Here is a 21,339-nt window from a genome sequence, read left to right as displayed (position 1 = left end):
TCAGGCATGTCCTGCCTGTGTGCTAAAACGGACAACAGCGCCGGGACTCCCCGGCACTGTTGCTGTATGGATTAACAGGAGTGTAATCAAACTACACTGATTTTGCACCTGTTCCGTGTTAGCGCGTCTTAATAACCAGACGATTGCTCTGTTTGACCTCTTCCATCACCACATAAGTACGGGTGTCGTTCACGCCTGGCAGACGCAGCAGGGTTTCACCCAGCAGCTTACGGTAGGCGGACATATCAGGCACACGGGTTTTCAACAGGTAGTCAAAATCACCGGAAACCAGATGACACTCTTGAATTTCTTCAAGTTTTTGTACAGCGGCGTTAAATTGCTCAAACACATCTGGTGCACCACGATTCAGAGTAATCTCAACAAATACCAGAAGTGAGGCATCCAGATAATGCGGGTTCAGCAGAGCCGTATAGCCCTGAATAAAACCCTGTCTTTCCAGTCGACGCACACGCTCAAGGCACGGCGTCGGGGAAAGTCCCACACGTTTTGAAAGCTCGACGTTGGAAATACGCCCATCCTTTTGCAATTCATTAAGAATGTTACGATCGATACGGTCGAGATCTTTGCCAGGGCGCTTCTTGCTATCTACCATTATTATTGTCTCTCTGTATTCCTTCCCTACTCCTGCCTGGACCCTGTGCACATCACTGTTCAGAGCCTGGACCCGTTATTCATCACATCGCCTGGTTATGTATTAGACGCGATGTAGATTCGGGTTCTGCGGTAAGAAGACCGTTGCCCGAAAGCAGTCACAGACATCACGTATGGCGTCTGTCCACACCATGCGTAGATTTCACTGACCCGGTAAAAATGGCATTTCCGTGCATGTATATGCGGCATGCAGTTCGTGCGTCTTTTTTTCTTCCTTGAATGTTTTCGCAAAAGCGCAGGGGATTGTCAAAGCAAAACATCGATTTTTAGTACAACATGCCGGATATTCATTACGGAGGGGTATTAATCCTCATTTTATTGCCTTATAAACGCGCGGTTTTCAGTAGCAGAAGTGATGTGACCGCCTCTGACCCATAGGGCGCGTCTATTGCATATATCGGAAGCAAAACTCTCCTGCTCTTTTTTTACGGCAACAAATTCCCTACAATCCAGCCCATTGCCTGCCAACAACAATGGGGATCTCATGGGCACGACCAAACACAGTAAGCTGCTAATCCTTGGTTCTGGACCTGCGGGATATACCGCAGCGGTCTATGCTGCACGCGCTAACCTGCAACCGGTACTGATCACCGGGATGGAAAAAGGCGGTCAGCTGACCACCACCACGGAAGTGGAAAACTGGCCTGGCGACCCGAACGACCTGACCGGGCCGCTGCTGATGGAGCGCATGCACGAGCATGCCGCCAAATTCGAAACCGAAATCCTGTTCGACCACATCAATAAAGTGGATTTGCAGAACCGTCCGTTCCGCCTGACGGGTGACAGCGGCGAATACACCTGCGATGCGCTGATCATCGCCACCGGCGCCTCTGCCCGCTATCTCGGCCTGCCGTCTGAAGAAGCGTTCAAAGGCCGCGGCGTGTCAGCCTGCGCGACCTGCGACGGTTTCTTCTATCGCAACCAGAAAGTTGCGGTTATCGGCGGCGGCAACACCGCTGTGGAAGAAGCGCTGTATCTGGCAAATATTGCCTCAGAAGTACACCTGATTCACCGTCGCGACACCTTCCGCGCGGAGAAGATCCTGATTAAACGCCTGATGGACAAAGTGGCGAGCGGCAACATTGTGCTGCATACCAACCGTACGCTGGAAGAAGTGACTGGCGATCAGATGGGCGTGGCGGGACTGCGTATCCGTGATACCCAGAACACCGATAACGTCGAAACGCTGGAAGTGGCAGGCCTGTTTGTGGCAATCGGTCACAGCCCGAACACGGCTATCTTTGAAGGCCAGCTGGAGCTGGAGAACGGCTACATCAAAGTGCAGTCTGGCATTCACGGCAACGCCACCCAGACCAGCGTTCCGGGTGTCTTCGCAGCTGGCGACGTGATGGACCATATTTATCGTCAGGCGATCACCTCTGCGGGCACCGGTTGTATGGCCGCGCTGGACGCAGAACGCTACCTGGACGGGCTGGCTGAACAAGGCAAATAATCTTTACAAGTCAGTAACAAACGTAAATAAAGGCGGCCACTGGTCGCCTTTATTTTTGCTCGCGTGTAACATGCAGAGGTCTAATTTCTTATAACGTCACCTGCAAAGTACGCAATGGAAAAAACCCGTCAACAAGAGTTAACCCGCTGGCTGAAACAGCAAAGCGTTCTGTCCCGCCGCTGGCTTATGATTTCCCGCGTTTTGGGATTCATCAGCGGTCTGTTGATTGTTGCCCAGGCATGGCTGCTGGCCCGCATTCTCAACCATATGATCATGGAGAACATCCCGCGCGAAGCGCTGCTGTTGCCGTTTATCGTTCTGGTGCTGGTTTTCGTTCTGCGTGCGTGGGTGGTCTGGCTGCGCGAGCGGGTTGGGTTCCACGCCGGGCAGCACATCCGCTATGAGATTCGCCGCAAGGTACTCGATCGGCTTTCGGAAGCCGGACCTGCGTGGATCCAGGGTAAGCCAGCCGGCAGCTGGGCGACGCTGATCCTTGAGCAAATCGACGATATGCACGATTACTACGCGCGTTATCTTCCCCAGATGGCGCTGGCGGTGTTTGTGCCCCTGATGATTGTTATCGCCATCTTCCCTGTTAACTGGGTGGCGGCGTTGATCCTGCTAGGCACCGCCCCGCTTATCCCGCTGTTTATGGCGATGGTCGGCATGGGCGCGGCAGATGCTAACCGTCGTAACTTCCTGGCGCTGGGTCGGTTGAGCGGTCATTTCCTGGACCGTCTGCGCGGAATGGAAACCCTGCGGATCTTCGGTCGTGGTGAAGCGGAAACCGAAAACATTCGCCTGGCGTCGCAGGATTTCCGTCAGCGCACCATGGAAGTGTTGCGCATGGCCTTTCTCTCTTCTGGCGTGCTCGAATTTTTCACCTCCCTGTCGATTGCGCTGGTGGCGGTTTACTTTGGCTTCTCCTACCTCGGCGCGCTGGACTTTGGCCACTACGGTACGGCGGTCACGCTTTCCGCCGGGTTCCTGGCGCTGATCCTGGCCCCGGAATTTTTCCAGCCGCTTCGCGATCTCGGCACCTTTTACCATGCCAAAGCGCAGGCGGTGGGTGCTGCCGACAGCCTGAAAACCTTCATGGAAACGCCGCTGGCGAATCCGGAGCGTGGTGAGGTAACGCTGAATACGAACGATCCGGTGACCATTGAAGCACAGGATTTTTCTGTTCTGTCGCCTGAAGGCAAAGTGCTGGCCGGTCCGCTGAACTTTACCCTGCCTGCCGGGCAACGTGTGGTGCTGGTGGGTACCAGCGGCTCAGGTAAAAGCTCATTGTTGAATGCTCTGTCAGGTTTTATGGCGTACACCGGATCGCTGCGTATCAACAAAACGGAGCTGCGCGAGCTCGATCCTGATGCCTGGCGTAAACAGCTGAGTTGGGTGGGGCAAAACCCTCAGCTGCCAGCTCCGACGCTGCGCGAGAATGTGCTGCTGGCACGCCCGGATGCGCGTGAAGATGAGCTGCAATCGGTCCTCGACCGCGCCTGGGTCAGCGAGTTTCTGCCGCTGCTTGCGCAGGGTGTCGATACCGTCATTGGCGATCAGTCTGCCGGGCTGTCAGTTGGCCAGGCACAGCGCGTCGCGGTCGCCCGTGCGCTGCTCAATCCCTCTTCGCTAATGCTGCTGGACGAACCTGCGGCCAGCCTGGACGCTCACAGCGAGCAGCGCGTGATGGATGCGCTTAACGCAGCCTCACGCCAGCAAACCACCCTGATGGTGACTCACCAGCTGGAAGGTATTGCCGACTGGGATCAGATCTGGGTGATGGAAAACGGACACATTGTTGAACAAGGCGATTACGCCGCGCTTGTTGCCGCGCAGGGGCCGTTTGCGACCCTGCTGGCGAACCGTCAGGAGGATATCTGATGCGCGCCCTGCTTCCGTATCTTGCACTGTATAAACGCCACAAATGGATGCTGACACTCGGGATCGTGCTGGCGATCGTTACTCTGCTGGCCAGCATCGGTCTGCTTACGCTTTCCGGCTGGTTCCTCTCCGCGTCTGCGGCCGCAGGCTTTGCCGGGCTGTACAGCTTTAACTACATGCTGCCTGCCGCCGGGGTGCGCGGCACGGCGATTACGCGAACTGCCGGACGCTACTTCGAACGTCTGGTCAGCCACGACGCGACCTTCCGCGTGCTGCAACACCTGCGTATTTACACCTTCAGCAAACTGCTGCCCCTCTCCCCTGCCGGGCTGGCACGTTTTCGACAGGGCGAATTACTCAACCGCGTGGTCGCAGATGTGGATACGCTGGATCACCTCTATCTGCGCGTCATTTCACCTATGGTGGGCGCGTTTGTAGTGATTGTCGTGGTCACGCTGGGGTTGAGTTTCCTGGATGTTCCCATCGCACTGACGCTCGGCGGCATCATGCTGATGACGCTGATTATTCTGCCGCCCCTGTTTTATCGTGCAGGTAAAACCACCGGGGAAAACCTGACGCGCCTGCGAGGGGAATATCGCCAGCAGCTCACCGCCTGGTTGCAGGGACAGGCCGAGCTCACCCTTTTTGGTGCCAGCAAACGGTACCGCGCCCGCATGGAAAATACGGAGCTGAACTGGCATGAAGCCCAGCGGCGCCAGTCTGAACTGACCGCGTTCTCCCAGGCGCTGATGATGTTAATTGGTGGGATTGCCGTCATCGCCATGCTCTGGATGGCCTCCGGTGGCGTGGGCGGTAACGCGCAGCCTGGCCCGCTGATTGCGCTGTTTGTTTTCTGTGCCCTGGCAGCCTTTGAAGCCTTAGCCCCGGTCACGGGCGCTTTTCAGCATCTCGGCCAGGTGATTGCCTCTGCGCTGCGCATTACGGATATTGCCGAGCAGGAGCCGGAAGTGAAGTTCAGCGCGGTTCAAACCGCTGTGCCAGAGCAGGTCGCGCTGACGCTCAGCAATGTCACTTTCGCCTACGACAAGCAGGCGCAAAACGCGCTGGAAGACATCACCCTTTCTGTTGATGCCGGGCAGCGCATTGCGATCCTTGGCCGTACGGGATGTGGGAAATCGACACTTCTGCAACTTCTCACGCGCGCGTGGGACCCACAGCAGGGCGAGATTCTGTTTAACGACGTTCCGCTGTCTGGTTTTAGCGAAGCGGCCTTGCGTAAAACGGTCAGCGTCGTGCCCCAGCGGGTGCATCTGTTCAGCGCTACGCTGCGCGATAATCTTCTTCTGGCGGCACCAGACGCCTCCGACGATACGCTGCGGGCAATGCTGGAGCAGGTTGGGCTGCACAAGCTGCTTGAAGACGACGGGTTGAACAGCTGGCTGGGTGAAGGGGGTCGACAGCTTTCCGGCGGCGAACTGCGTCGTCTGGCCATTGCGCGTGCGCTGCTGCACGATGCGCCGCTGATGCTGCTGGATGAACCGACAGAAGGACTGGATGCCACGACAGAGAGCCAAATCCTTGATTTACTGGCGAATGTGATGAAAGGTAAAACCGTGCTGATGGTCACGCACCGTCTGCGAGGGCTGGTGAATTTCGATCAGATAATTGTGATGGACAACGGACACATAATTGAGCAAGGTAGTCACGCAGAGCTGCTGGCAAAACAAGGTCGCTACTACCAGTTTAAACAGCGCCTGTAGACTATATTTGTAGCGTCCTCTCTCGCGTACTGGAGTTCTGTTGTCATGCGCCTGGTGCAGCTTTCTCGCCATAATATTGCGTTCCCTTCTCCGGAGGGGGCGCTGCGTGAACCTAACGGCTTGCTGGCTCTGGGCGGCGATCTCAGCCCGGCACGGCTCTTAATGGCTTACCAGCGCGGCATCTTTCCGTGGTTTTCTCCTGGCGACCCGATCTTATGGTGGTCTCCCGACCCGCGAGCCGTGCTGTGGCCTGGACAGTTTCACCTGAGTCGCAGCATGAAGCGTTTTCATGCAAAATCACCCTTTCGCGTCACGCTTAATCACGCCTTCGGCCAGGTTATCGAAGGCTGCGCTGAAGATCGTCACGAAGGCACCTGGATAACCCGCGATATCATTATCGCCTATCACCAGCTTCATGAGCTGGGTTACGCGCATTCGATCGAAGTGTGGAGCGGCGACGACCTCGTCGGGGGCATGTACGGCGTGGCGCAGGGTACGCTGTTCTGCGGCGAGTCGATGTTCTCCCGCTCCACGAATGCGTCGAAAACCGCGCTGCTGGTTTTTAGCCAGGAATTTGCCCGACGTGGAGGACAGTTAATGGATTGTCAGGTGCTGAATGAGCATACCGCCTCGCTCGGCGCCGTTGAAATCTCCCGCCGACACTATATCGAACACCTGGAACAGTGCCGAAAGGAGACCCTACCACGCGATTTTTGGGTTCCCAGAACGCTCTTTATACCCAATGCCTAAATGTTTTCCGCATATTTTTTATGAGGGTGTTATAATTACGCCGCAGAGTAGCTTCTGCCTGTTGCCCCGCCGCCGTTTGGGACCCTCGCTTCAGATAACGTCCTTACGTTTATCCTGTCGTCTCCCCTTTACGAATGCGCTTTCCGTTCGGTTGTACCGTGACGCTTGGGCAATACGCTGAGACTGTTTTGCTGCGTTTTAAACGCGCAATTCTTTACTTAATTGAGGAATTTCGGCATTATCTTGCCGGTTCAAAACTTGGTAGTGATACCCCAGAGGATTAGATGGCCAAAGAAGACAATATTGAAATGCAGGGTACCGTACTTGATACGTTGCCTAATACCATGTTTCGCGTAGAACTGGAAAACGGTCACGTGGTAACTGCGCACATCTCCGGTAAAATGCGCAAAAACTATATCCGCATTTTGACGGGCGACAAAGTGACTGTTGAGCTGACCCCGTACGACCTGAGCAAAGGCCGCATTGTCTTCCGTAGTCGCTAATTGTTTTCGCCTGTAATGGCAGATGAATATTTAAAAGGTCGGGACAATCCCGGCCTTTTTTATTTATGGCTTTAGTGTGGCTGTTCAGGAAGAGGTATTTTAGTGCGTTCTGATGCCTTCACCCTGACCCTCTCCCACAGGGAGAGGGAGAAAAGCGGACACAAAAAAGCCGGGTTAAAAACCCGGCTTTTACACTAAAGAAAATCAGTGAGCCGCTTCCGGCTTGTGCTTCGCCGCACTCTGGAAATCGTACGTCAGTTCGTTCTTCGCCTGATCCAGCCCCACCGTTACCTGGCCGCCGTCCACCAGCGAGCCAAACAGCAGCTCGTTCGCCAGCGGTTTCTTCAGGTTGTCCTGAATCACACGCGCCATCGGACGAGCGCCCATCGCACGGTCGTAGCCTTTCTCAGCCAGCCAGTTGCGGGCCTCCTGGCTCACTTCCAGCGAGACGCCTTTCTGATCCAGCTGAACCTGCAACTCGACGATGAACTTGTCCACCACCTGATGGATCACCTCGGTAGACAGGTGATCGAACCAGATAATGTTGTCCAGACGGTTACGGAACTCCGGCGTGAAGATCTTCTTGATCTCTTCCATCGCATCGGTGCTGTTATCCTGGTGGATCAGGCCGATGGATTTACGCTCGGTTTCCCGCACGCCCGCGTTGGTGGTCATCACCAGCACCACGTTGCGGAAATCGGCCTTGCGCCCGTTGTTATCGGTCAGCGTCCCGTTGTCCATCACCTGCAACAGGATGTTGAACACGTCCGGGTGCGCTTTCTCGATTTCATCGAGCAACAGTACCGCGTGCGGATGCTTGATAACCGCGTCCGTAAGCAGGCCGCCCTGGTCAAAGCCCACGTATCCCGGAGGCGCACCAATCAAACGGCTGACGGTATGACGCTCCATATACTCGGACATATCAAAGCGCAGCAACTCAATGCCCAGCGCTTTGGAGAGCTGAACCGTCACCTCGGTTTTCCCCACGCCGGTCGGACCGGCGAACAGGAAGGAACCAACCGGCTTGTGGTCATGCCCCAGGCCAGCACGGGCCATCTTGATCGCTTCGGTTAAAGCCTCGATGGCTTTATCCTGACCAAAGACCAGCATTTTCAGGCGATTGCCGAGGGTGCGCAGGGTATCACGGTCGCTCTGAGAGACGCTCTTCTCAGGAATACGCGCGATGCGGGCCACCACAGATTCGATATCCGCCACGTTCACAGTTTTCTTACGCTTGCTGGCTGGCATCAGGCGCGCACGCGCACCCGCCTCATCAATCACGTCGATCGCTTTATCCGGCAGATGACGATCGTTGATGTATTTCACCGCCAGTTCCACCGCCGCACGTACCGCTTTCGCGGTGTAACGCACGTCGTGGTGTGCTTCGTACTTGGTTTTCAGGCCGTTGATGATCTGCACCGTTTCGTCAACCGACGGCTCGGTCACGTCGATTTTCTGGAAACGACGCGCCAGCGCACGATCCTTCTCAAAGATGTTGCTGAACTCCTGGTAAGTCGTGGAGCCCATCACGCGGATCTTGCCGCTGGAGAGCAGCGGTTTGATCAGGTTAGCGGCATCCACCTGGCCACCGGAGGCCGCACCTGCGCCGATGATGGTGTGGATTTCATCGATAAACAGAATGCTGTTGGTGTCCTGCTCCAGCTGTTTTAACAGCGCTTTGAAACGTTTTTCGAAATCACCGCGGTATTTGGTGCCCGCCAGCAGCGAGCCAATATCCAGCGAGTAGATGGTGCAGTCGGCAATCACTTCAGGCACGTCGCCCTGCACAATGCGCCAGGCCAGCCCTTCGGCAATCGCGGTTTTACCCACGCCAGATTCCCCCACCAGCAGCGGGTTGTTCTTACGGCGGCGGCACAGCACCTGGATGGCACGCTCCAGCTCTTTGTCGCGGCCAATCAGCGGGTCGATACCGCCAACGCGAGCAAGCTGGTTAAGGTTGGTGGTGAAGTTTTCCATACGATCCTCCCCGCCTGCTTGCTCTTCATTGCTGTTGATCTGTCCGCTGGGATCCGATGCCTGGTTAGGCTCGTCTTTTCGCGTTCCGTGAGAGATGAAGTTGACCACGTCGAGCCGGCTGACTTCGTGTTTACGCAGCAGGTAGGCCGCCTGGGACTCCTGCTCGCTGAAGATGGCGACCAGGACATTGGCGCCAGTCACTTCGCTACGTCCGGAAGACTGGACGTGGAAAACCGCGCGCTGCAACACGCGCTGGAAGCTGAGCGTCGGCTGCGTGTCGCGCTCTTCTTCACTGGCTGGCAGCACCGGTGTAGTTTGTTCGATGAAGGCTTCGAGTTCCTGACGTAGCGCCACCAGATCCACGGAGCAGGCTTCCAGCGCTTCGCGGGCAGATGGGTTGCTAAGCAGTGCGAGCAGCAGGTGCTCGACGGTCATAAACTCATGTCGGTGCTCACGCGCTCTGGCGAAAGCCATGTTTAAACTGAGTTCCAGTTCTTGATTGAGCATAGGCACCTCCCCCAATTTTATGCCTTATCAGGCCTTTTCCAGCGTACACAGCAACGGATGCTCGTTCTCCCTTGCATAGTCGTTCACCATCGCTACTTTGGTTTCCGCAACCTCGGCAGTAAAGATGCCGCAGATCGCTTTGCCACGATAATGAACGGTAAGCATCAGTTGCGTTGCACGTTCAACATCATAAGAAAAGAACTTTTGTAGCACGTCAATAACAAATTCCATCGGCGTGTAATCATCGTTCATTAACATAACTTTATACATAGATGGCGGTTTTAGCGCGTCGCGCACTTTATCTTCCGCCAGCTGGTCAAAATCCAGCCAATCGTTGGTCTTACCCATTATGCATAACCACTTTGAATCTACCTCAGATGTTAGATAACAATCATCTATTACTGTCATCCGCGATGTCTGTCACAAACTGTTGCAATAGCGTTAACTGCCTCAAATTTTGGTTGATTATTGTCCCAACTCCAGCGCCAAACGCTTGACGGCTTCTTCCGTTTCTCTAAATTGTACAAGCGTGAGTTGGCGAGGTTTTGAACAGCCCCCACTCCACCACCGGTTCATTCCATCTTAATTTATAAGATTTACGAAGGATGTCGAAGCATGGAAATGGGTACTGTTAAGTGGTTCAACAACGCCAAGGGGTTTGGCTTCATTTGCCCCGAAGGCGGCGGCGAGGATATCTTCGCTCACTATTCCACCATTCAGATGGATGGTTACAGGACGCTCAAAGCCGGGCAGTCCGTCCGGTTCGATGTACACCAGGGGCCAAAAGGCAATCACGCCAGTCTTATCGTGCCCGTTGAAGCAGAAACGGTTGCATAGCTCTCTGATTCATTGTGTACACCCCGCAGGCAAAATGCCAGCCCGATCGGCTGGCATTTTTATTTTCGGGTTATTCCCGCGCCAGCGCATCCACCGGATCCAGCCGCGCCGCGTTTCGTGCCGGCAGCCAGCCAAACAAAATGCCGGTAAAGGTGGAGCACAAAAACGCGGTGAGGATCGCCATCGGTGAGAAGCCAATCTCCCACCCCGGTAAAAAGAGCTGGAGCGCGAAGGCGATCATCATCGAGAGCGCAATCCCCATCGCGCCTCCCACCAGACACACCAGCACCGCTTCAATCAAAAATTGCTGGAGCACATCGCTGGCTCTGGCCCCGACCGCCATGCGAATGCCGATCTCCCGCGTACGTTCGGTCACCGACACCAGCATAATGTTCATCACCCCTATCCCGCCGACGACCAACGAAATCACCGCCACCAGCGTCAGGAACAGCTGAAGAGTACGTGTGGTCTTTTCGGCCGTTTTCAAGAGGCCGTCCATGTTCCAGGTGAAGAAATCCTTTTTCCCGTGGCGCAACGTTAACAGCCGCTCGAGCTGCTGTTCCGCCAGCGCGCTGTCGTAGCCCTCTTTCACTCGCACGGTAATGGAGTTGAGCCAGGACTGTCCCATAATGCGCCCGGAAATGGTGCTGTACGGCAGCCAGACGCGCAGGATCTTGCTGCTGCCAAACATGGACTGTTTCTCTTCCGCCACACCAATCACCGTGGCGGGCATGTTACCCACCAGGATCACTTCCCCCACCACACGGGTTTTATTGGGGAAAAGCTGTCTGCGCGAGTTAGCGTCTAACACCACCACCTGCGCCCTGCCCGCCAGCTGTTCCGCGTTGAAGGTCGCCCCTTCGCTGAAGGTCATGCCGTAGACGTTGAAGTAATCTCCGCTGACGCCGTTAGCGCTGGCCGCCACGTCGATGTTGCCGTAGCGCAGACGCAGGTTTTGCGACACGGCAGGCGTGGCGGAGTTCACCCACGGCTGCTTCTGAATAGCCGCCAGATCGTCGTATTTCAGCGCCTGCTGATACTGCGGCTCGTCGTCGCCAAAATCTTTGCCGGGGTAAACGTCGATGGTGTTAGTCCCGATGGCGCGAATATCCGCCAGCACCAGCTGTTTCGCCGCATCGCCCACCACCACAATCGACACCACCGAGGCAATACCGATAATGATGCCGAGCATGGTCAGCAGGGTGCGCATTTTGTTGGCCGCCATCGCCAGCCAGGCCATGGTCAGCGCTTCACGAAAGCCGCTGGAGAACTGTCCCCAGCCGGTGGACGCAGGTAAGGCTTCTTTCGGCGCCGCCGCTCTGGACTGACGTGGCGGCGGGTTGCTGACCAGCTCGCCGTCGTGGATCTCAATGATGCGTTCCGCCTGCGCTGCCACCTGCGGATCGTGGGTGACAATAATCACCGTATGCCCCTGATCGCGCAGCTGATGCAGGATCGCCATCACCTCTTCACCGGAATGGCTGTCGAGCGCACCGGTTGGCTCATCAGCGAGGATCACCTGTCCGCCGTTCATCAGCGCACGGGCAATACTCACGCGCTGCTGCTGACCGCCGGAAAGCTGCGAAGGCTGATAATCAACACGCTCCGCCAGCCCAAGACGCGTTAACAGCGCCTTCGCGCGTTCAAGGCGTTTTTTGCGCTCGACGCCCGCATACACCGCCGGCACCTCCACGTTCTGCGCCGCGCTCAGGTGTGAAAGCAGATGGTAACGCTGAAAAATAAAGCCAAAATGCTCGCGACGCAGCTTCGCCAGCGCGTCGCCGTCCAGGGTGGAAACATCCGTCCCGGCCACGCGATAGGTGCCGCTGGTGGGCTTATCCAGACAGCCAAGAATGTTCATCAGCGTTGATTTACCCGAGCCCGACGCCCCGACAATCGCCACCATCTCACCGGCTTCAACGCGCAGGGAGATGCCCTTCAGCACCTCCACCGGCCCGTCGCCGGACGGATAGCTGCGACGAATGTCATTCAGCTCAAGCAACGCCGTCATTGCACGGCTCCGGGCAGGGTTTCGCTGGTGACCACTTCCTCACCCTCTTCCAGCCCTTTTACCACCACCACATCGGTGTCGTTACGCGCGCCAATCACCACTTCCCGCTCGCGGGTTTCGCCGTTGCGCAGCAATTTCACCTTGTAGCGATTGTCCCCGGCGGATTCACCCAGCGCGGAGAGCGGAACCGTCAGCACGTTTTTCACGCCGGTCAGCTGGATATGCACCTGGGCGGTCATGTCCAGCCGCAGCACGCCCTGCGGGTTTGGCACCTCAAAACGCGCATAGTAGAAGATGGCGTCGTTGACCTTCTCCGGCGTCGGCAGGATATCTTTCAGCACCCCTTCATAGCGGGTTTGCGGATCGCCCAGCACCGTAAACCAGGCTTTCTGCCCCGGCTTAAGGTGAATGACGTCCGCTTCGGATACCTGGGCTTTCACCAGCATGGTGCTCATATCCGCCAGGGTCAGGATGTTCGGCGCCTGCTGCGCGGCGATGACCGTCTGGCCTTGCAGGGTGGTTATCTGCGTCACTTCCCCGGCCATTGGCGCAACGATTTGCGTGTAATCGAGGTTGGTTTTCGCCGTATCCAGCGAGGCCTGATTCCGTTTGATTTGCGCATCGATGGTGCCAATCTGCGCCTGCTTCACCGCCAGCTCCGTGGCGGCTGTGTCCAGATCCTGTTTCGAGATAGCCTGCGTTTTCGCCAGCGCCTGCTGGCGCGTCAGGGTGACCTGAGCGAGATTACGCTCCGCCTGAGCCTGCGCGCGCTGCGCGCGCAGCTCCATCAGCGTCGCTTCCACTTCGCGGATTTGGTTTTGCGCCTGCTCAGGATCGATCACGCCCAGCAGCTGGCCTTTTTTAACCTTATCGCCAATCTCAACTGACAGGGTTTTAAGCTGACCGCTGACCTGCGCGCCCACGTCAACCTTACGCAGGGCATCCAGTTTCCCCGTCGCCAGCACGTTTTGTTGCAGCTCGCCAGGACGAACAATCAGCGTTTGATACTGTGGTACCGGCGCGTTCAGTACCTTCCATAACCAGAATCCGCCCGCTAACACCACTACCGCCAGCAGCAGAAACAGCTTTCTGCGTTTTCCCTTCAGGTTCATAAATATTCCAAATAATTGTTCTGGCTATCATCACCGTTGATTTTATCTAAACCACTCCTCAACGAAACCCCCGATCCCCGTAATCGTCGGGAATTGTTTACCCGATGTTGATAAAGCGCCTGCTGAAATAGCGATATTCCACCAGAAGCAGGATCTAACATGTCTTCCATCGTCGATACACCCTATTCAACGCTGCCCCAGCCTAAATCGGGCTGGCAACTGTTTAAAAGCCTGGCATCGGGTTCCCTCACGCCGGGGCTGGCGTGGCAAAATCCGGCCTATCGACGTAAGTTTATGTTGCGCTCGCTGGCAACGCCGTTCACCACTGCGCGCCTGCTCGGAAACCTTGCAAAACAGCCCCGTCTGATGCAGATCCTGCGCGTGCAGCCCGGCCTGCCGTGCCGCCTGCACCGGCCGTGGCTGACCGTCAATATGGGCCGTCAGACTACGCTGGACGCATTGAACGATCACTATGAGATGATGAGCCGCCATCTTCCGGCGTCGCTGCTGAATGGCTACCTCTCCAGCCAGGGCATCACGCTGGTGACGTTAACGGGCAAAGAGGAGCAGCAGTTTAGCGTTCGCCTGAGCGCGGATGCGTTTCTGGACAAAGAAGGGGAAGCGACCCTCACTTTTTGCGACCACCAGAACACGGTGCTGGCCGAGCTGACCTTTACGCTGTGCACATACCAGGGCAAGCCAACGCTCTTCATCGGCGGAATGCAGGGGGCGAAAGCGCATGTCCCGCACGAGCACATTCAGCTGGCGACCAAAGCCTGTCACGGACTGTTCCCAAAACGTCTGCTGGTTGAAGCGGTCATGACGCTGGCAGGCGCCTTCCCGGTCGAGCAGATCCTCGCGGTGAGTAACGCCACCCACATCTACCGCAGCTGGCGCTATCGCAAGAAAAAAGAGGGAAAATTGCTGGCTGACTATGACAGCTTCTGGCGCTCCCTTGGCGGACAGCAGCAGGATAACGGCAACTTTGCCCTGCCGCTGACCATGCCACGCAAACCGATGGAAGAGATTGCGAGTAAAAAACGGTCCGAATACCGCCGCCGCTATGCCCTGCTTGATAGCCTGATCCAACAGGTTTCGCAGGCGACTGCCCGTTAATCGGCCCTCCCACGAGCCAGCCAGAGGACGCGGGAGAACATTTTACGCAGCAGCGTGGGCACCGACTCCACGCCTCGCCTGCCCGCTTCCGTCGCAACTTCAATGGCCAGATCCGGTTTTGACGACCGATGGATAGCTTTGGCAATCACCCGGCGCATATTCATGGGCACATCTACCGGGATCATCGCCACGCGGTGAAAGACGTCGTCAAATCCCTGGCGGTACATAAAGTGCTCCATGTCCATCGCAGGCAGCGCGGTCAGATGTTCCCGCTCCTCTTCACGATCGTTATTGAGCAGGCTGCGCACGGTCGCCGCATATTTTTTACCCGCCTCATCGCCATCCACCAGTACGTGCCACTCTATCCCCATCCGGCGCGCAAATTTGATCAGCGGTTTTAAGCCAGACTGAGCAAATTCGATCACTTTGATCCCTTCGGCATCAAAGTGGTGTCCGCACTGGCGAGCCAGCTCGTTTATCACCCAGGTTTCCGTTTCCCCTTCCACCAGCAACCAGCAGCGGGCAAACAGGGAAGAGGCACGGTTAAAACGGATATGAAACGCAATTCGTCGGCCATCTTCGGCATTTAACCCGCCGGGCCCGAGCCGGTAGGCGGTGACCCGCGAGGATTCACGCACCAGGCGGCAGACATACTCCACCGGCGTCAGAGAGAGCAGCTCTCCGGAATTCGTGGTGGTGACTCGCTGCAACGGCAGCAAATTAAGAAGATGCCATGCCACGGAAAGCATAATCGGGTGCAGCCGCGTTTCCGGATCTTCCACCAGCAGCAGCGGGCGCGCGTCCCGATCCAGGCGCACCGTCCCTTTCGCCTGTAAAAGCGTGGAGAATAATCCCAGCAGGATCACCCGATGCGTGCGCCCGCCGGGGCGGTCGATCATGCGGTTGATAATATCGAGATAGCGCCAGCTTCGTTGTTCATCGTGCGAGCGGCGACGCATCAGACGGTGGCGCGCCTGCCCCGTTCCCTGCTCGGAGAAATAGTGCTCCAGCAGTTGCACCATGGCAGACAGTCCCTGACGGATCTGGCCGTCGGTGAGGTTCTGCGGCCGTGAGACCAGTTCACGGGCGAGGAAATCCAGTTCGCGGGCGGTCACCTCCACCTCGGGCATATTCGGCACGGTGCCGTTACGAATCCGCCGCATAAAGCGCGCGTCTCGTAAGCGCAGCACGGGGGAGAGGCGGATAAGATGGCGGGCAAGCTCGTCAATATTATCGAGCGGGATCGGATTTCCCTTCTCATCAAGAAATTCACGCAGGGTTAACACCCCGTCGTTTTGCGCCATTTCGCCCTCAAGGCGATAGAAAATACGCTGGAAACCATCTTCACAGGGCACCCAGCAGGGCGACATAGGCCGAAAACGACGCACGCGATGGCGTCCGGGCTCGGATTCGCGGAAGGTCAGAATGATATGCAGGTGTTTCTCGCGTCCGTTGACATCCCCTGGCGGAAACCAGAAGTCATCATGAACGAAGTGGTACAAGTTCTCTTCGGGCGAAAGTAGCAGCGTCAGGGCATCCAGCAGGCTGGATTTACCCCAGGCATTTTCGCCTATCAGGACGTTGTTCTGTTCCAGTTGCAGCGACAGGCGGTTAATCCCGCGAAACCCGACAATCTCCACACGTTCGAGTAGCATACATCCCCCGCAATTCGGCCACTTTTTCCTTCAAGTTATCAGCAGTATAGCGGCAGGCTGTGGGTCACGACAGCAGAATATACGCCCCCTTAATTATTGGGCTATGCTCTTATTACCTCCGATCTGAACAAGGATTGACATCACATTGCCTTAAATCAAATTTAGTGAATTTATTTGAGTGGCGAAGGGATGTTGATGGTTTCAAAATACTGGCTCTTTGAGTCGTCATCCCTTTATGGCGATATAACCCGCGCGCAGGAATGGGCGCGGACGTTTATTATTGAGATGGTTATGTTCAGAAAATTAGCGGCAGAATGCTTTGGTACATTCTGGCTGGTGTTTGGTGGCTGCGGTAGCGCAGTACTGGCAGCCGCATTTCCGGAATTAGGTATTGGCTTTGTCGGCGTCGCGCTGGCATTCGGCTTAACTGTATTAACCATGGCATTCGCCGTGGGGCATATTTCCGGCGGTCATTTCAACCCGGCCGTCACATTAGGATTATGGGCGGGCGGACGTTTCCCGGCGAAAGATATTATTGGCTATATTATTGCCCAGGTTATTGGCGGTATTATTGCCGCGGCGGTGCTGTACGTAATTGCCAGCGGTAAAGCCGGATTTGACGCCGCGGCCAGCGGTTTTGCGTCGAACGGCTTCGGCGAACACTCTCCAGGCGGCTACTCGATGCTGTCTGCCATCGTGATTGAAATTGTGCTCACCGCAGGCTTCCTGTTGGTGATCCACGGCGCAACGGACAAATACGCGCCTGCGGGCTTTGCCCCTATCGCTATTGGTCTGGCGCTGACGCTGATCCACCTCATCTCCATCCCGGTGACCAACACCTCCGTTAACCCGGCGCGCAGCACCGCGGTGGCTATTTTCCAGGGCGGCTGGGCGCTTGAACAGCTGTGGCTGTTCTGGGTGATGCCTATTATCGGCGGTATTCTGGGCGGCGTGCTGTATCGCACCCTGCTGGAAAAACGCGATTAATTAAGTGCGGTCTGTAATGTCGGGTGGCGCTAAAGCTTACCCGACCTACGTTAGTGTGCACTTTGTAGGCCGGGTAAGGCGCAGCCGCCACCCGGCTTTCTTTTGCCGCTTTACTGTACAGCCTTTATTGGGTAGTGTCTCTAGCGCTTAACGAAAACTCAAAAGGACCGGCTGTTCATGTTCTCAGGACTCCTCATCATTCTTCTGCCCCTGATTGTGGGCTACCTTATTCCGCTGCGTCATGAATCGGCCTTAAAGCTTATTAATCGTTTTCTCAGCTGGATTGTTTACGTCATTCTGTTCTTTATGGGGATCAGCCTGGCCTTCCTGGATAATCTGGCGACGAACTTGCTTTCCATCCTGCATTATTCTGCGGTTACGGTAGTGGTTATTCTGCTGTGCAATATTGCTGCGCTGTTCTGGCTGGAACGCACTATTCCCTGGAAAAATCACCACCATCAGGAAAAGCTTCCCTCCCGTATTGCGATGGCGCTGGAATCATTAAAACTATGCGGCGTGGTGGTTCTCGGTTTTTTACTGGGGCTGACCGGCTGGGCATTTTTACAGCACGCAACGGAAGCCAGCGAATATACGCTTATTTTCCTGCTCTTCCTGATTGGTATTCAGCTGCGAAATAATGGCATGACGCTGAAACAGATTGTCCTTAACCGCCGGGGCATGATGGTTGCCGTTATCGTTGTGGCCAGCTCACTGGCGGGGGGAGTGATTAACGCCTTTATTCTCGATCTGCCGCTGAAAACCAGCCTGGCGATGGCGTCCGGTTTCGGCTGGTATTCGCTCTCCGGTATTCTGCTGACCGAATCGTTTGGTCCGGTGATTGGCAGCGCCGCCTTCTTTAACGATCTGGCGCGCGAGCTGATAGCCATCATGCTGATCCCCGGCCTGGTACGCCGCAGCCGCTCTACCGCGCTGGGCCTGTGCGGGGCCACCTCAATGGACTTTACCCTGCCGGTGTTACAGCGCTCGGGAGGACTGGAGATGGTTCCTGCCGCCATCGTACACGGCTTTATTCTGAGCCTGCTGGTCCCCATTCTGATAGCGTTCTTCTCAGCCTGATACTGCTTTGGCGGTAGTGAACCTGCCGCCAAAATTGCGCTAAATCAATAACCCTCCACTTAGTATAAGAAAGCACTTTTCTCTGCTGTGGCACAGGCATAACCTTAAACATGTATCTCAAATATAACTTTAACAGGTGTGATTATGTTTTGTGTGCAATGTGAACAAACCATCCGTACCCCGGCAGGCAACGGCTGCTCTTACGCGCAGGGTATGTGCGGCAAAACCGCAGAAACGTCCGATCTCCAGGATCTGCTGATTGCGGCGCTGCAAGGCTTGTCCGCCTGGGCCTTCAAAGCCCGTGAATATGGCATTGTTGATCACTATGTCGACAGCTTTGCGCCGCGCGCATTTTTCTCCACGCTGACCAACGTTAACTTCGATTCTCCACGCATTGTGGGCTATGCCCGCGAAGCTATTGCCCTGCGTGAAGCCCTGAAAGCGCAGTGCCTGAATGCCGACGCCAGCGCCCGCGTGGACAACCCGATGGCGGAGCTACAGCTGGTGAGCGACGACCTGGGCGAGCTACAGCGTCAGGCCGCAGAATTTACTCCCAATAAAGACAAAGCGGCGATTGGCGAAAACATCCTCGGCCTGCGCCTGCTGTGCCTGTACGGTCTGAAAGGTGCTGCGGCCTATATGGAACACGCGCACGTACTCGGCCAGTACGACAACGCTATTTACGCCCAGTACCACAAAATCATGGCCTGGCTGGGCACCTGGCCTTCCGATATGAACGCCCTGCTGGAATGCTCGATGGAAATCGGCCAGATGAACTTCAAAGTGATGAGCATTCTGGATGCCGGTGAAACCAGCACCTACGGCCACCCAACGCCAACGCAGGTCAACGTCAAAGCGACCGAAGGCAAATGCATCCTGATCTCCGGTCATGACCTGAAAGATCTCTACAACCTGCTGAAGCAGACCGAAGGCACCGGCGTTAACGTTTATACCCACGGCGAAATGCTGCCCGCGCACGGTTACCCGGAGCTGCGTAAATTTAAGCATCTGATCGGTAACTACGGCAGCGGCTGGCAGAACCAGCAGGTGGAGTTCGCCCGCTTCCCTGGCCCAATCGTCATGACCTCTAACTGCATCATCGACCCGACCGTCGGCGCGTATGACGACCGTATCTGGACCCGCAGCATCGTCGGCTGGCCGGGCGTGAGCCACCTTGAAGGCGACGATTTCGGTCCGGTTATCGCTCAGGCGCAGCAGATGGCAGGCTTCCCGTACAGCGAAATTCCGCACCTCATCACCGTCGGTTTTGGTCGTGAAACCCTGCTGGGTGCGGCGGATTCCCTGATTGACCTCGTCAGCCGTGAAAAACTGCGTCACATCTTCCTGATCGGCGGCTGTGACGGCGCGCGCGGGGAACGTAACTACTTCACCGATTTCGCCACCCGCGTACCGGAAGACTGTCTGATCCTGACCCTGGCCTGCGGTAAGTACCGTTTCAACAAGCTGGACTTCGGCAACATCGAAGGTCTGCCGCGCCTGGTGGATACGGGTCAGTGTAACGATGCGTATTCAGCCATCATTCTGGCGGTCACGCTGGCAGAGAAACTGGGCTGCGGCGTGAACGATCTGCCGCTGTCGCTGGTGCTCTCCTGGTTCGAGCAGAAAGCGATCGTTATCCTGTTGACCCTGCTCTCTCTCGGCGTGACCAACATCGTCACCGGGCCGACCGCGCCAGGCTTCCTGACGCCGGACCTGCTGGCCATCCTGAACGAGAAATTTGGTCTGCGTTCCGTGACCAACGTTGAAGATGATATGAAGCAACTGCTGAGCGCGTAAGGAGTAACTCATGACCATGCCAACCTCACAATGTCCGTGGCGGATGCAGGTTCATCACATCCATCAGGAGACGCCGGATGTGTGGACGCTGTCGCTGCTGTGCCATGACTATTATCCGTACCGCGCGGGCCAGTATGCGCTGGTGAGCGTGCGTAATTCGGCGGATACTCTGCGCGCCTACACGATCTCCTCCACGCCGGGCGTGAGCGAGTACATTACGCTCACCGTTCGTCGTATTGATGACGGCGCAGGATCCGAGTGGCTGACCCGGGACGTGAAGCGCGGGGATTACATCTGGCTGTCTGATGCGCAGGGCGAGTTTACCTGTGACGACAAGACGGAAGATAAATTCCTGCTGCTGGCGGCGGGTTGTGGCGTGACGCCGATTATGTCGATGCGTCGCTGGCTGGCGAAATACCGTCCTCAGGCCGACGTGCAGGTGATTTTCAGCGTTCGTTCCCCGGAAGATGTGATTTTTGCCGAAGAATGGCGCAACTATCCGGTGACGCTGGTGGCCGAGCACAACGCGACGCACGGTTTTGTCGCGGGGCGCCTGAGCCGCGAGCTGCTGCAAAGCGTGCCGGATATTGCGAACCGCACCGTGATGACCTGCGGCCCGGCGCCGTACATGGAGATCGTGGAGAAAGAAGTGAAAGCGCTCGGCGTGACCCGCTTCTTCAAAGAGCAGTTCTTCACGCCTGTAGCGGAAGCGGCGACCAGCGGGATGAAGTTCACGAAGCTGCAACCGGCGCAGACCTTCTTTGGCCGCGTGGGCACCACGCTGCTTGAAGCGCTGGAAAGCAACAACGTACCGGTGGCAGCGGCCTGCCGCGCCGGGGTGTGCGGTTGCTGTAAGACCAAAGTGGTTTCCGGTGAGTACACGGTCACCAGCACCATGACGCTGACCGACGCGGAAATCGCGGAGGGCTATGTGCTGGCATGTTCGTGCCATCCGCAGGGCGATCTTGTCCTCGCATAATCTGTCGTGGTTCACCTGTAGGCCCGGTAAGCGTCAGCGCCACCGGGCTTTTTTGTCCGTGCAGGCCAGCTCATTTGCCTTTGTAACTCCTGTAGGCCCGGTAAGCGTCAGCGCCACCGGGCTTTTTGCCCATGCAGGCCAGCGCATATGCCTTTGTAACCCCTGTAGGCCCGGTAAGCGTCAGCGCCACCGGGCTTTTTGCCCATGCAGGCCAGCGCATTTGCCTTTGGAACCTCTGTAAGCCCGGCAAGCGTCAGCGCCACCGGGCTTTTTGCCCATGCAGGCCAGCGCATTTGCCTTTGGA

The 21,339-nt window shown here is 56.5% G+C and carries 18 protein-coding genes; 11 read left to right on the top strand and 7 right to left on the bottom strand.

Annotation, left to right across the window (positions count from 1 at the left end; genetic code table 11):
- Nucleotides 1-118: 118 nt before the first annotated feature.
- Nucleotides 119-613 (bottom strand): leucine-responsive transcriptional regulator Lrp, encoded by a 495-nt coding sequence (gene lrp / locus ACOTX5_RS19970; RefSeq protein ID WP_000228469.1) that lies wholly within the window; start codon nucleotides 611-613, stop codon nucleotides 119-121.
- 543 nt (nucleotides 614-1,156) lie between these two features.
- Here lrp and trxB point away from each other — a divergent pair.
- The 5 genes from trxB (at nucleotide 1,157) to infA (ending at nucleotide 6,980) form a co-directional block, all read left to right on the top strand.
- The gene (trxB, locus tag ACOTX5_RS19965) at nucleotides 1,157-2,125 is read left to right on the top strand and encodes a thioredoxin-disulfide reductase (protein WP_003858303.1); all 969 of its coding nucleotides are present in this window, start codon (nucleotides 1,157-1,159) and stop codon (nucleotides 2,123-2,125) included.
- A 114-nt stretch (nucleotides 2,126-2,239) separates the two neighbouring features.
- Nucleotides 2,240-4,006 (top strand): heme ABC transporter permease/ATP-binding protein CydD, encoded by a 1,767-nt coding sequence (cydD, locus tag ACOTX5_RS19960; RefSeq protein ID WP_015570980.1) that lies wholly within the window; start codon nucleotides 2,240-2,242, stop codon nucleotides 4,004-4,006.
- Nucleotides 4,006-5,727: a heme ABC transporter ATP-binding protein/permease CydC gene (cydC, locus tag ACOTX5_RS19955; protein WP_045343696.1), complete on the top strand. Its 1,722-nt coding sequence runs from the start codon at nucleotides 4,006-4,008 to the stop codon at nucleotides 5,725-5,727. The genes cydD and cydC overlap by 1 nt, the downstream gene beginning before the upstream one ends.
- 45 nt (nucleotides 5,728-5,772) lie before the next feature.
- On the top strand, nucleotides 5,773-6,477 hold the full coding sequence (gene aat, locus ACOTX5_RS19950; protein WP_023296218.1) for a leucyl/phenylalanyl-tRNA--protein transferase: 705 nt from the start codon (nucleotides 5,773-5,775) through the stop codon (nucleotides 6,475-6,477).
- Nucleotides 6,478-6,761: 284 nt separating this feature from the next.
- A complete protein-coding gene (gene infA / locus ACOTX5_RS19945; RefSeq protein WP_002211347.1) occupies nucleotides 6,762-6,980 on the top strand; it encodes a translation initiation factor IF-1 in 219 nt (72 codons plus the stop codon).
- Between the two features lie 204 nt (nucleotides 6,981-7,184).
- Here the strand turns inward: infA and clpA are convergent, their stop codons facing one another.
- Nucleotides 7,185-9,464 carry an ATP-dependent Clp protease ATP-binding subunit ClpA gene (clpA, locus tag ACOTX5_RS19940; protein ID WP_006809407.1) on the bottom strand — a complete coding sequence of 760 codons (2,280 nt, stop codon included), beginning with the start codon at nucleotides 9,462-9,464 and terminating at the stop codon, nucleotides 7,185-7,187.
- 27 nt (nucleotides 9,465-9,491) lie between these two features.
- Nucleotides 9,492-9,812, bottom strand: coding sequence for an ATP-dependent Clp protease adapter ClpS (gene clpS / locus ACOTX5_RS19935; RefSeq protein ID WP_006174393.1), 321 nt, complete (start codon nucleotides 9,810-9,812; stop codon nucleotides 9,492-9,494).
- 267 nt (nucleotides 9,813-10,079) lie between these two features.
- On the opposite strand from clpS, the gene cspD reads away from it, so the two are divergent.
- Nucleotides 10,080-10,301, top strand: coding sequence for a cold shock-like protein CspD (cspD, locus tag ACOTX5_RS19930; protein WP_006809408.1), 222 nt, complete (start codon nucleotides 10,080-10,082; stop codon nucleotides 10,299-10,301).
- 70 nt (nucleotides 10,302-10,371) lie between these two features.
- Here cspD and macB read toward each other — a convergent pair whose 3' ends face one another.
- Complete coding sequence (gene macB / locus ACOTX5_RS19925) at nucleotides 10,372-12,312, bottom strand: macrolide ABC transporter ATP-binding protein/permease MacB (protein WP_015570984.1); 1,941 nt, start codon at nucleotides 12,310-12,312, stop codon at nucleotides 10,372-10,374.
- Nucleotides 12,309-13,424, bottom strand: a complete 1,116-nt coding sequence (macA, locus tag ACOTX5_RS19920) for a macrolide transporter subunit MacA (protein ID WP_045911941.1) — start codon at nucleotides 13,422-13,424, stop codon at nucleotides 12,309-12,311. The genes macB and macA overlap by 4 nt, the downstream gene beginning before the upstream one ends.
- A 159-nt stretch (nucleotides 13,425-13,583) precedes the next feature.
- Between macA and ACOTX5_RS19915 the strand changes: the two genes are divergently transcribed.
- Complete coding sequence (locus ACOTX5_RS19915) at nucleotides 13,584-14,540, top strand: VirK/YbjX family protein (protein ID WP_017693707.1); 957 nt, start codon at nucleotides 13,584-13,586, stop codon at nucleotides 14,538-14,540.
- On the opposite strand, the gene ACOTX5_RS19910 is transcribed toward ACOTX5_RS19915, so the two are convergent.
- The gene (locus tag ACOTX5_RS19910) at nucleotides 14,537-16,195 is read right to left on the bottom strand and encodes an ATP-dependent endonuclease (protein WP_017693708.1); all 1,659 of its coding nucleotides are present in this window, start codon (nucleotides 16,193-16,195) and stop codon (nucleotides 14,537-14,539) included. The genes ACOTX5_RS19915 and ACOTX5_RS19910 overlap by 4 nt on opposite strands.
- Before the next feature lie 291 nt (nucleotides 16,196-16,486).
- On the opposite strand from ACOTX5_RS19910, the gene aqpZ reads away from it, so the two are divergent.
- From aqpZ to hcr, 4 genes are all read left to right on the top strand, one after another.
- A complete protein-coding gene (gene aqpZ, locus ACOTX5_RS19905; RefSeq protein ID WP_026080729.1) occupies nucleotides 16,487-17,182 on the top strand; it encodes an aquaporin Z in 696 nt (231 codons plus the stop codon).
- Between the two features lie 177 nt (nucleotides 17,183-17,359).
- Nucleotides 17,360-18,259 carry a lysine exporter LysO family protein gene (locus tag ACOTX5_RS19900; protein ID WP_047726863.1) on the top strand — a complete coding sequence of 300 codons (900 nt, stop codon included), beginning with the start codon at nucleotides 17,360-17,362 and terminating at the stop codon, nucleotides 18,257-18,259.
- 144 nt (nucleotides 18,260-18,403) lie between these two features.
- A complete protein-coding gene (gene hcp / locus ACOTX5_RS19895) occupies nucleotides 18,404-20,056 on the top strand; it encodes a hydroxylamine reductase (protein ID WP_045911940.1) in 1,653 nt (550 codons plus the stop codon).
- A 10-nt stretch (nucleotides 20,057-20,066) separates the two neighbouring features.
- Nucleotides 20,067-21,035 carry an NADH oxidoreductase gene (hcr, locus tag ACOTX5_RS19890; protein ID WP_023303384.1) on the top strand — a complete coding sequence of 323 codons (969 nt, stop codon included), beginning with the start codon at nucleotides 20,067-20,069 and terminating at the stop codon, nucleotides 21,033-21,035.
- A gap of 107 nt (nucleotides 21,036-21,142) precedes the next feature.
- Here the strand turns inward: hcr and ACOTX5_RS19885 are convergent.
- A partial coding sequence (locus ACOTX5_RS19885; protein WP_421632463.1) for a hypothetical protein occupies nucleotides 21,143-21,339 on the bottom strand: 197 nt, incomplete at its 5' end.

The organism is Enterobacter cloacae complex sp. IR5441 (genome assembly GCF_049238215.1).
In the GTDB taxonomy this organism is placed as follows: Bacteria; Pseudomonadota; Gammaproteobacteria; order Enterobacterales; family Enterobacteriaceae; genus Enterobacter; species Enterobacter hormaechei_C.
The sequence above is the reverse complement of the archived record's forward strand: the minus strand, read 5'-3'. Positions and strand labels throughout refer to the sequence as shown.

Coding starts and splice junctions, on each gene's coding strand:
- ACOTX5_RS19915 (WP_017693707.1), top strand. CDS start 13,584: ATGTCTTCCATCGTCGATACACCCTATTCAACGCTGCCCCAGCCTAAA.
- infA (WP_002211347.1), top strand. CDS start 6,762: ATGGCCAAAGAAGACAATATTGAAATGCAGGGTACCGTACTTGATACG.
- clpS (WP_006174393.1), bottom strand. CDS start 9,812: ATGGGTAAGACCAACGATTGGCTGGATTTTGACCAGCTGGCGGAAGAT.
- hcp (WP_045911940.1), top strand. CDS start 18,404: ATGTTTTGTGTGCAATGTGAACAAACCATCCGTACCCCGGCAGGCAAC.
- hcr (WP_023303384.1), top strand. CDS start 20,067: ATGACCATGCCAACCTCACAATGTCCGTGGCGGATGCAGGTTCATCAC.
- aat (WP_023296218.1), top strand. CDS start 5,773: ATGCGCCTGGTGCAGCTTTCTCGCCATAATATTGCGTTCCCTTCTCCG.
- cydD (WP_015570980.1), top strand. CDS start 2,240: ATGGAAAAAACCCGTCAACAAGAGTTAACCCGCTGGCTGAAACAGCAA.
- ACOTX5_RS19910 (WP_017693708.1), bottom strand. CDS start 16,195: ATGCTACTCGAACGTGTGGAGATTGTCGGGTTTCGCGGGATTAACCGC.
- clpA (WP_006809407.1), bottom strand. CDS start 9,464: ATGCTCAATCAAGAACTGGAACTCAGTTTAAACATGGCTTTCGCCAGA.
- macB (WP_015570984.1), bottom strand. CDS start 12,312: ATGACGGCGTTGCTTGAGCTGAATGACATTCGTCGCAGCTATCCGTCC.
- aqpZ (WP_026080729.1), top strand. CDS start 16,487: ATGTTCAGAAAATTAGCGGCAGAATGCTTTGGTACATTCTGGCTGGTG.
- lrp (WP_000228469.1), bottom strand. CDS start 613: ATGGTAGATAGCAAGAAGCGCCCTGGCAAAGATCTCGACCGTATCGAT.
- cspD (WP_006809408.1), top strand. CDS start 10,080: ATGGAAATGGGTACTGTTAAGTGGTTCAACAACGCCAAGGGGTTTGGC.
- trxB (WP_003858303.1), top strand. CDS start 1,157: ATGGGCACGACCAAACACAGTAAGCTGCTAATCCTTGGTTCTGGACCT.
- ACOTX5_RS19900 (WP_047726863.1), top strand. CDS start 17,360: ATGTTCTCAGGACTCCTCATCATTCTTCTGCCCCTGATTGTGGGCTAC.
- macA (WP_045911941.1), bottom strand. CDS start 13,424: ATGAACCTGAAGGGAAAACGCAGAAAGCTGTTTCTGCTGCTGGCGGTA.
- cydC (WP_045343696.1), top strand. CDS start 4,006: ATGCGCGCCCTGCTTCCGTATCTTGCACTGTATAAACGCCACAAATGG.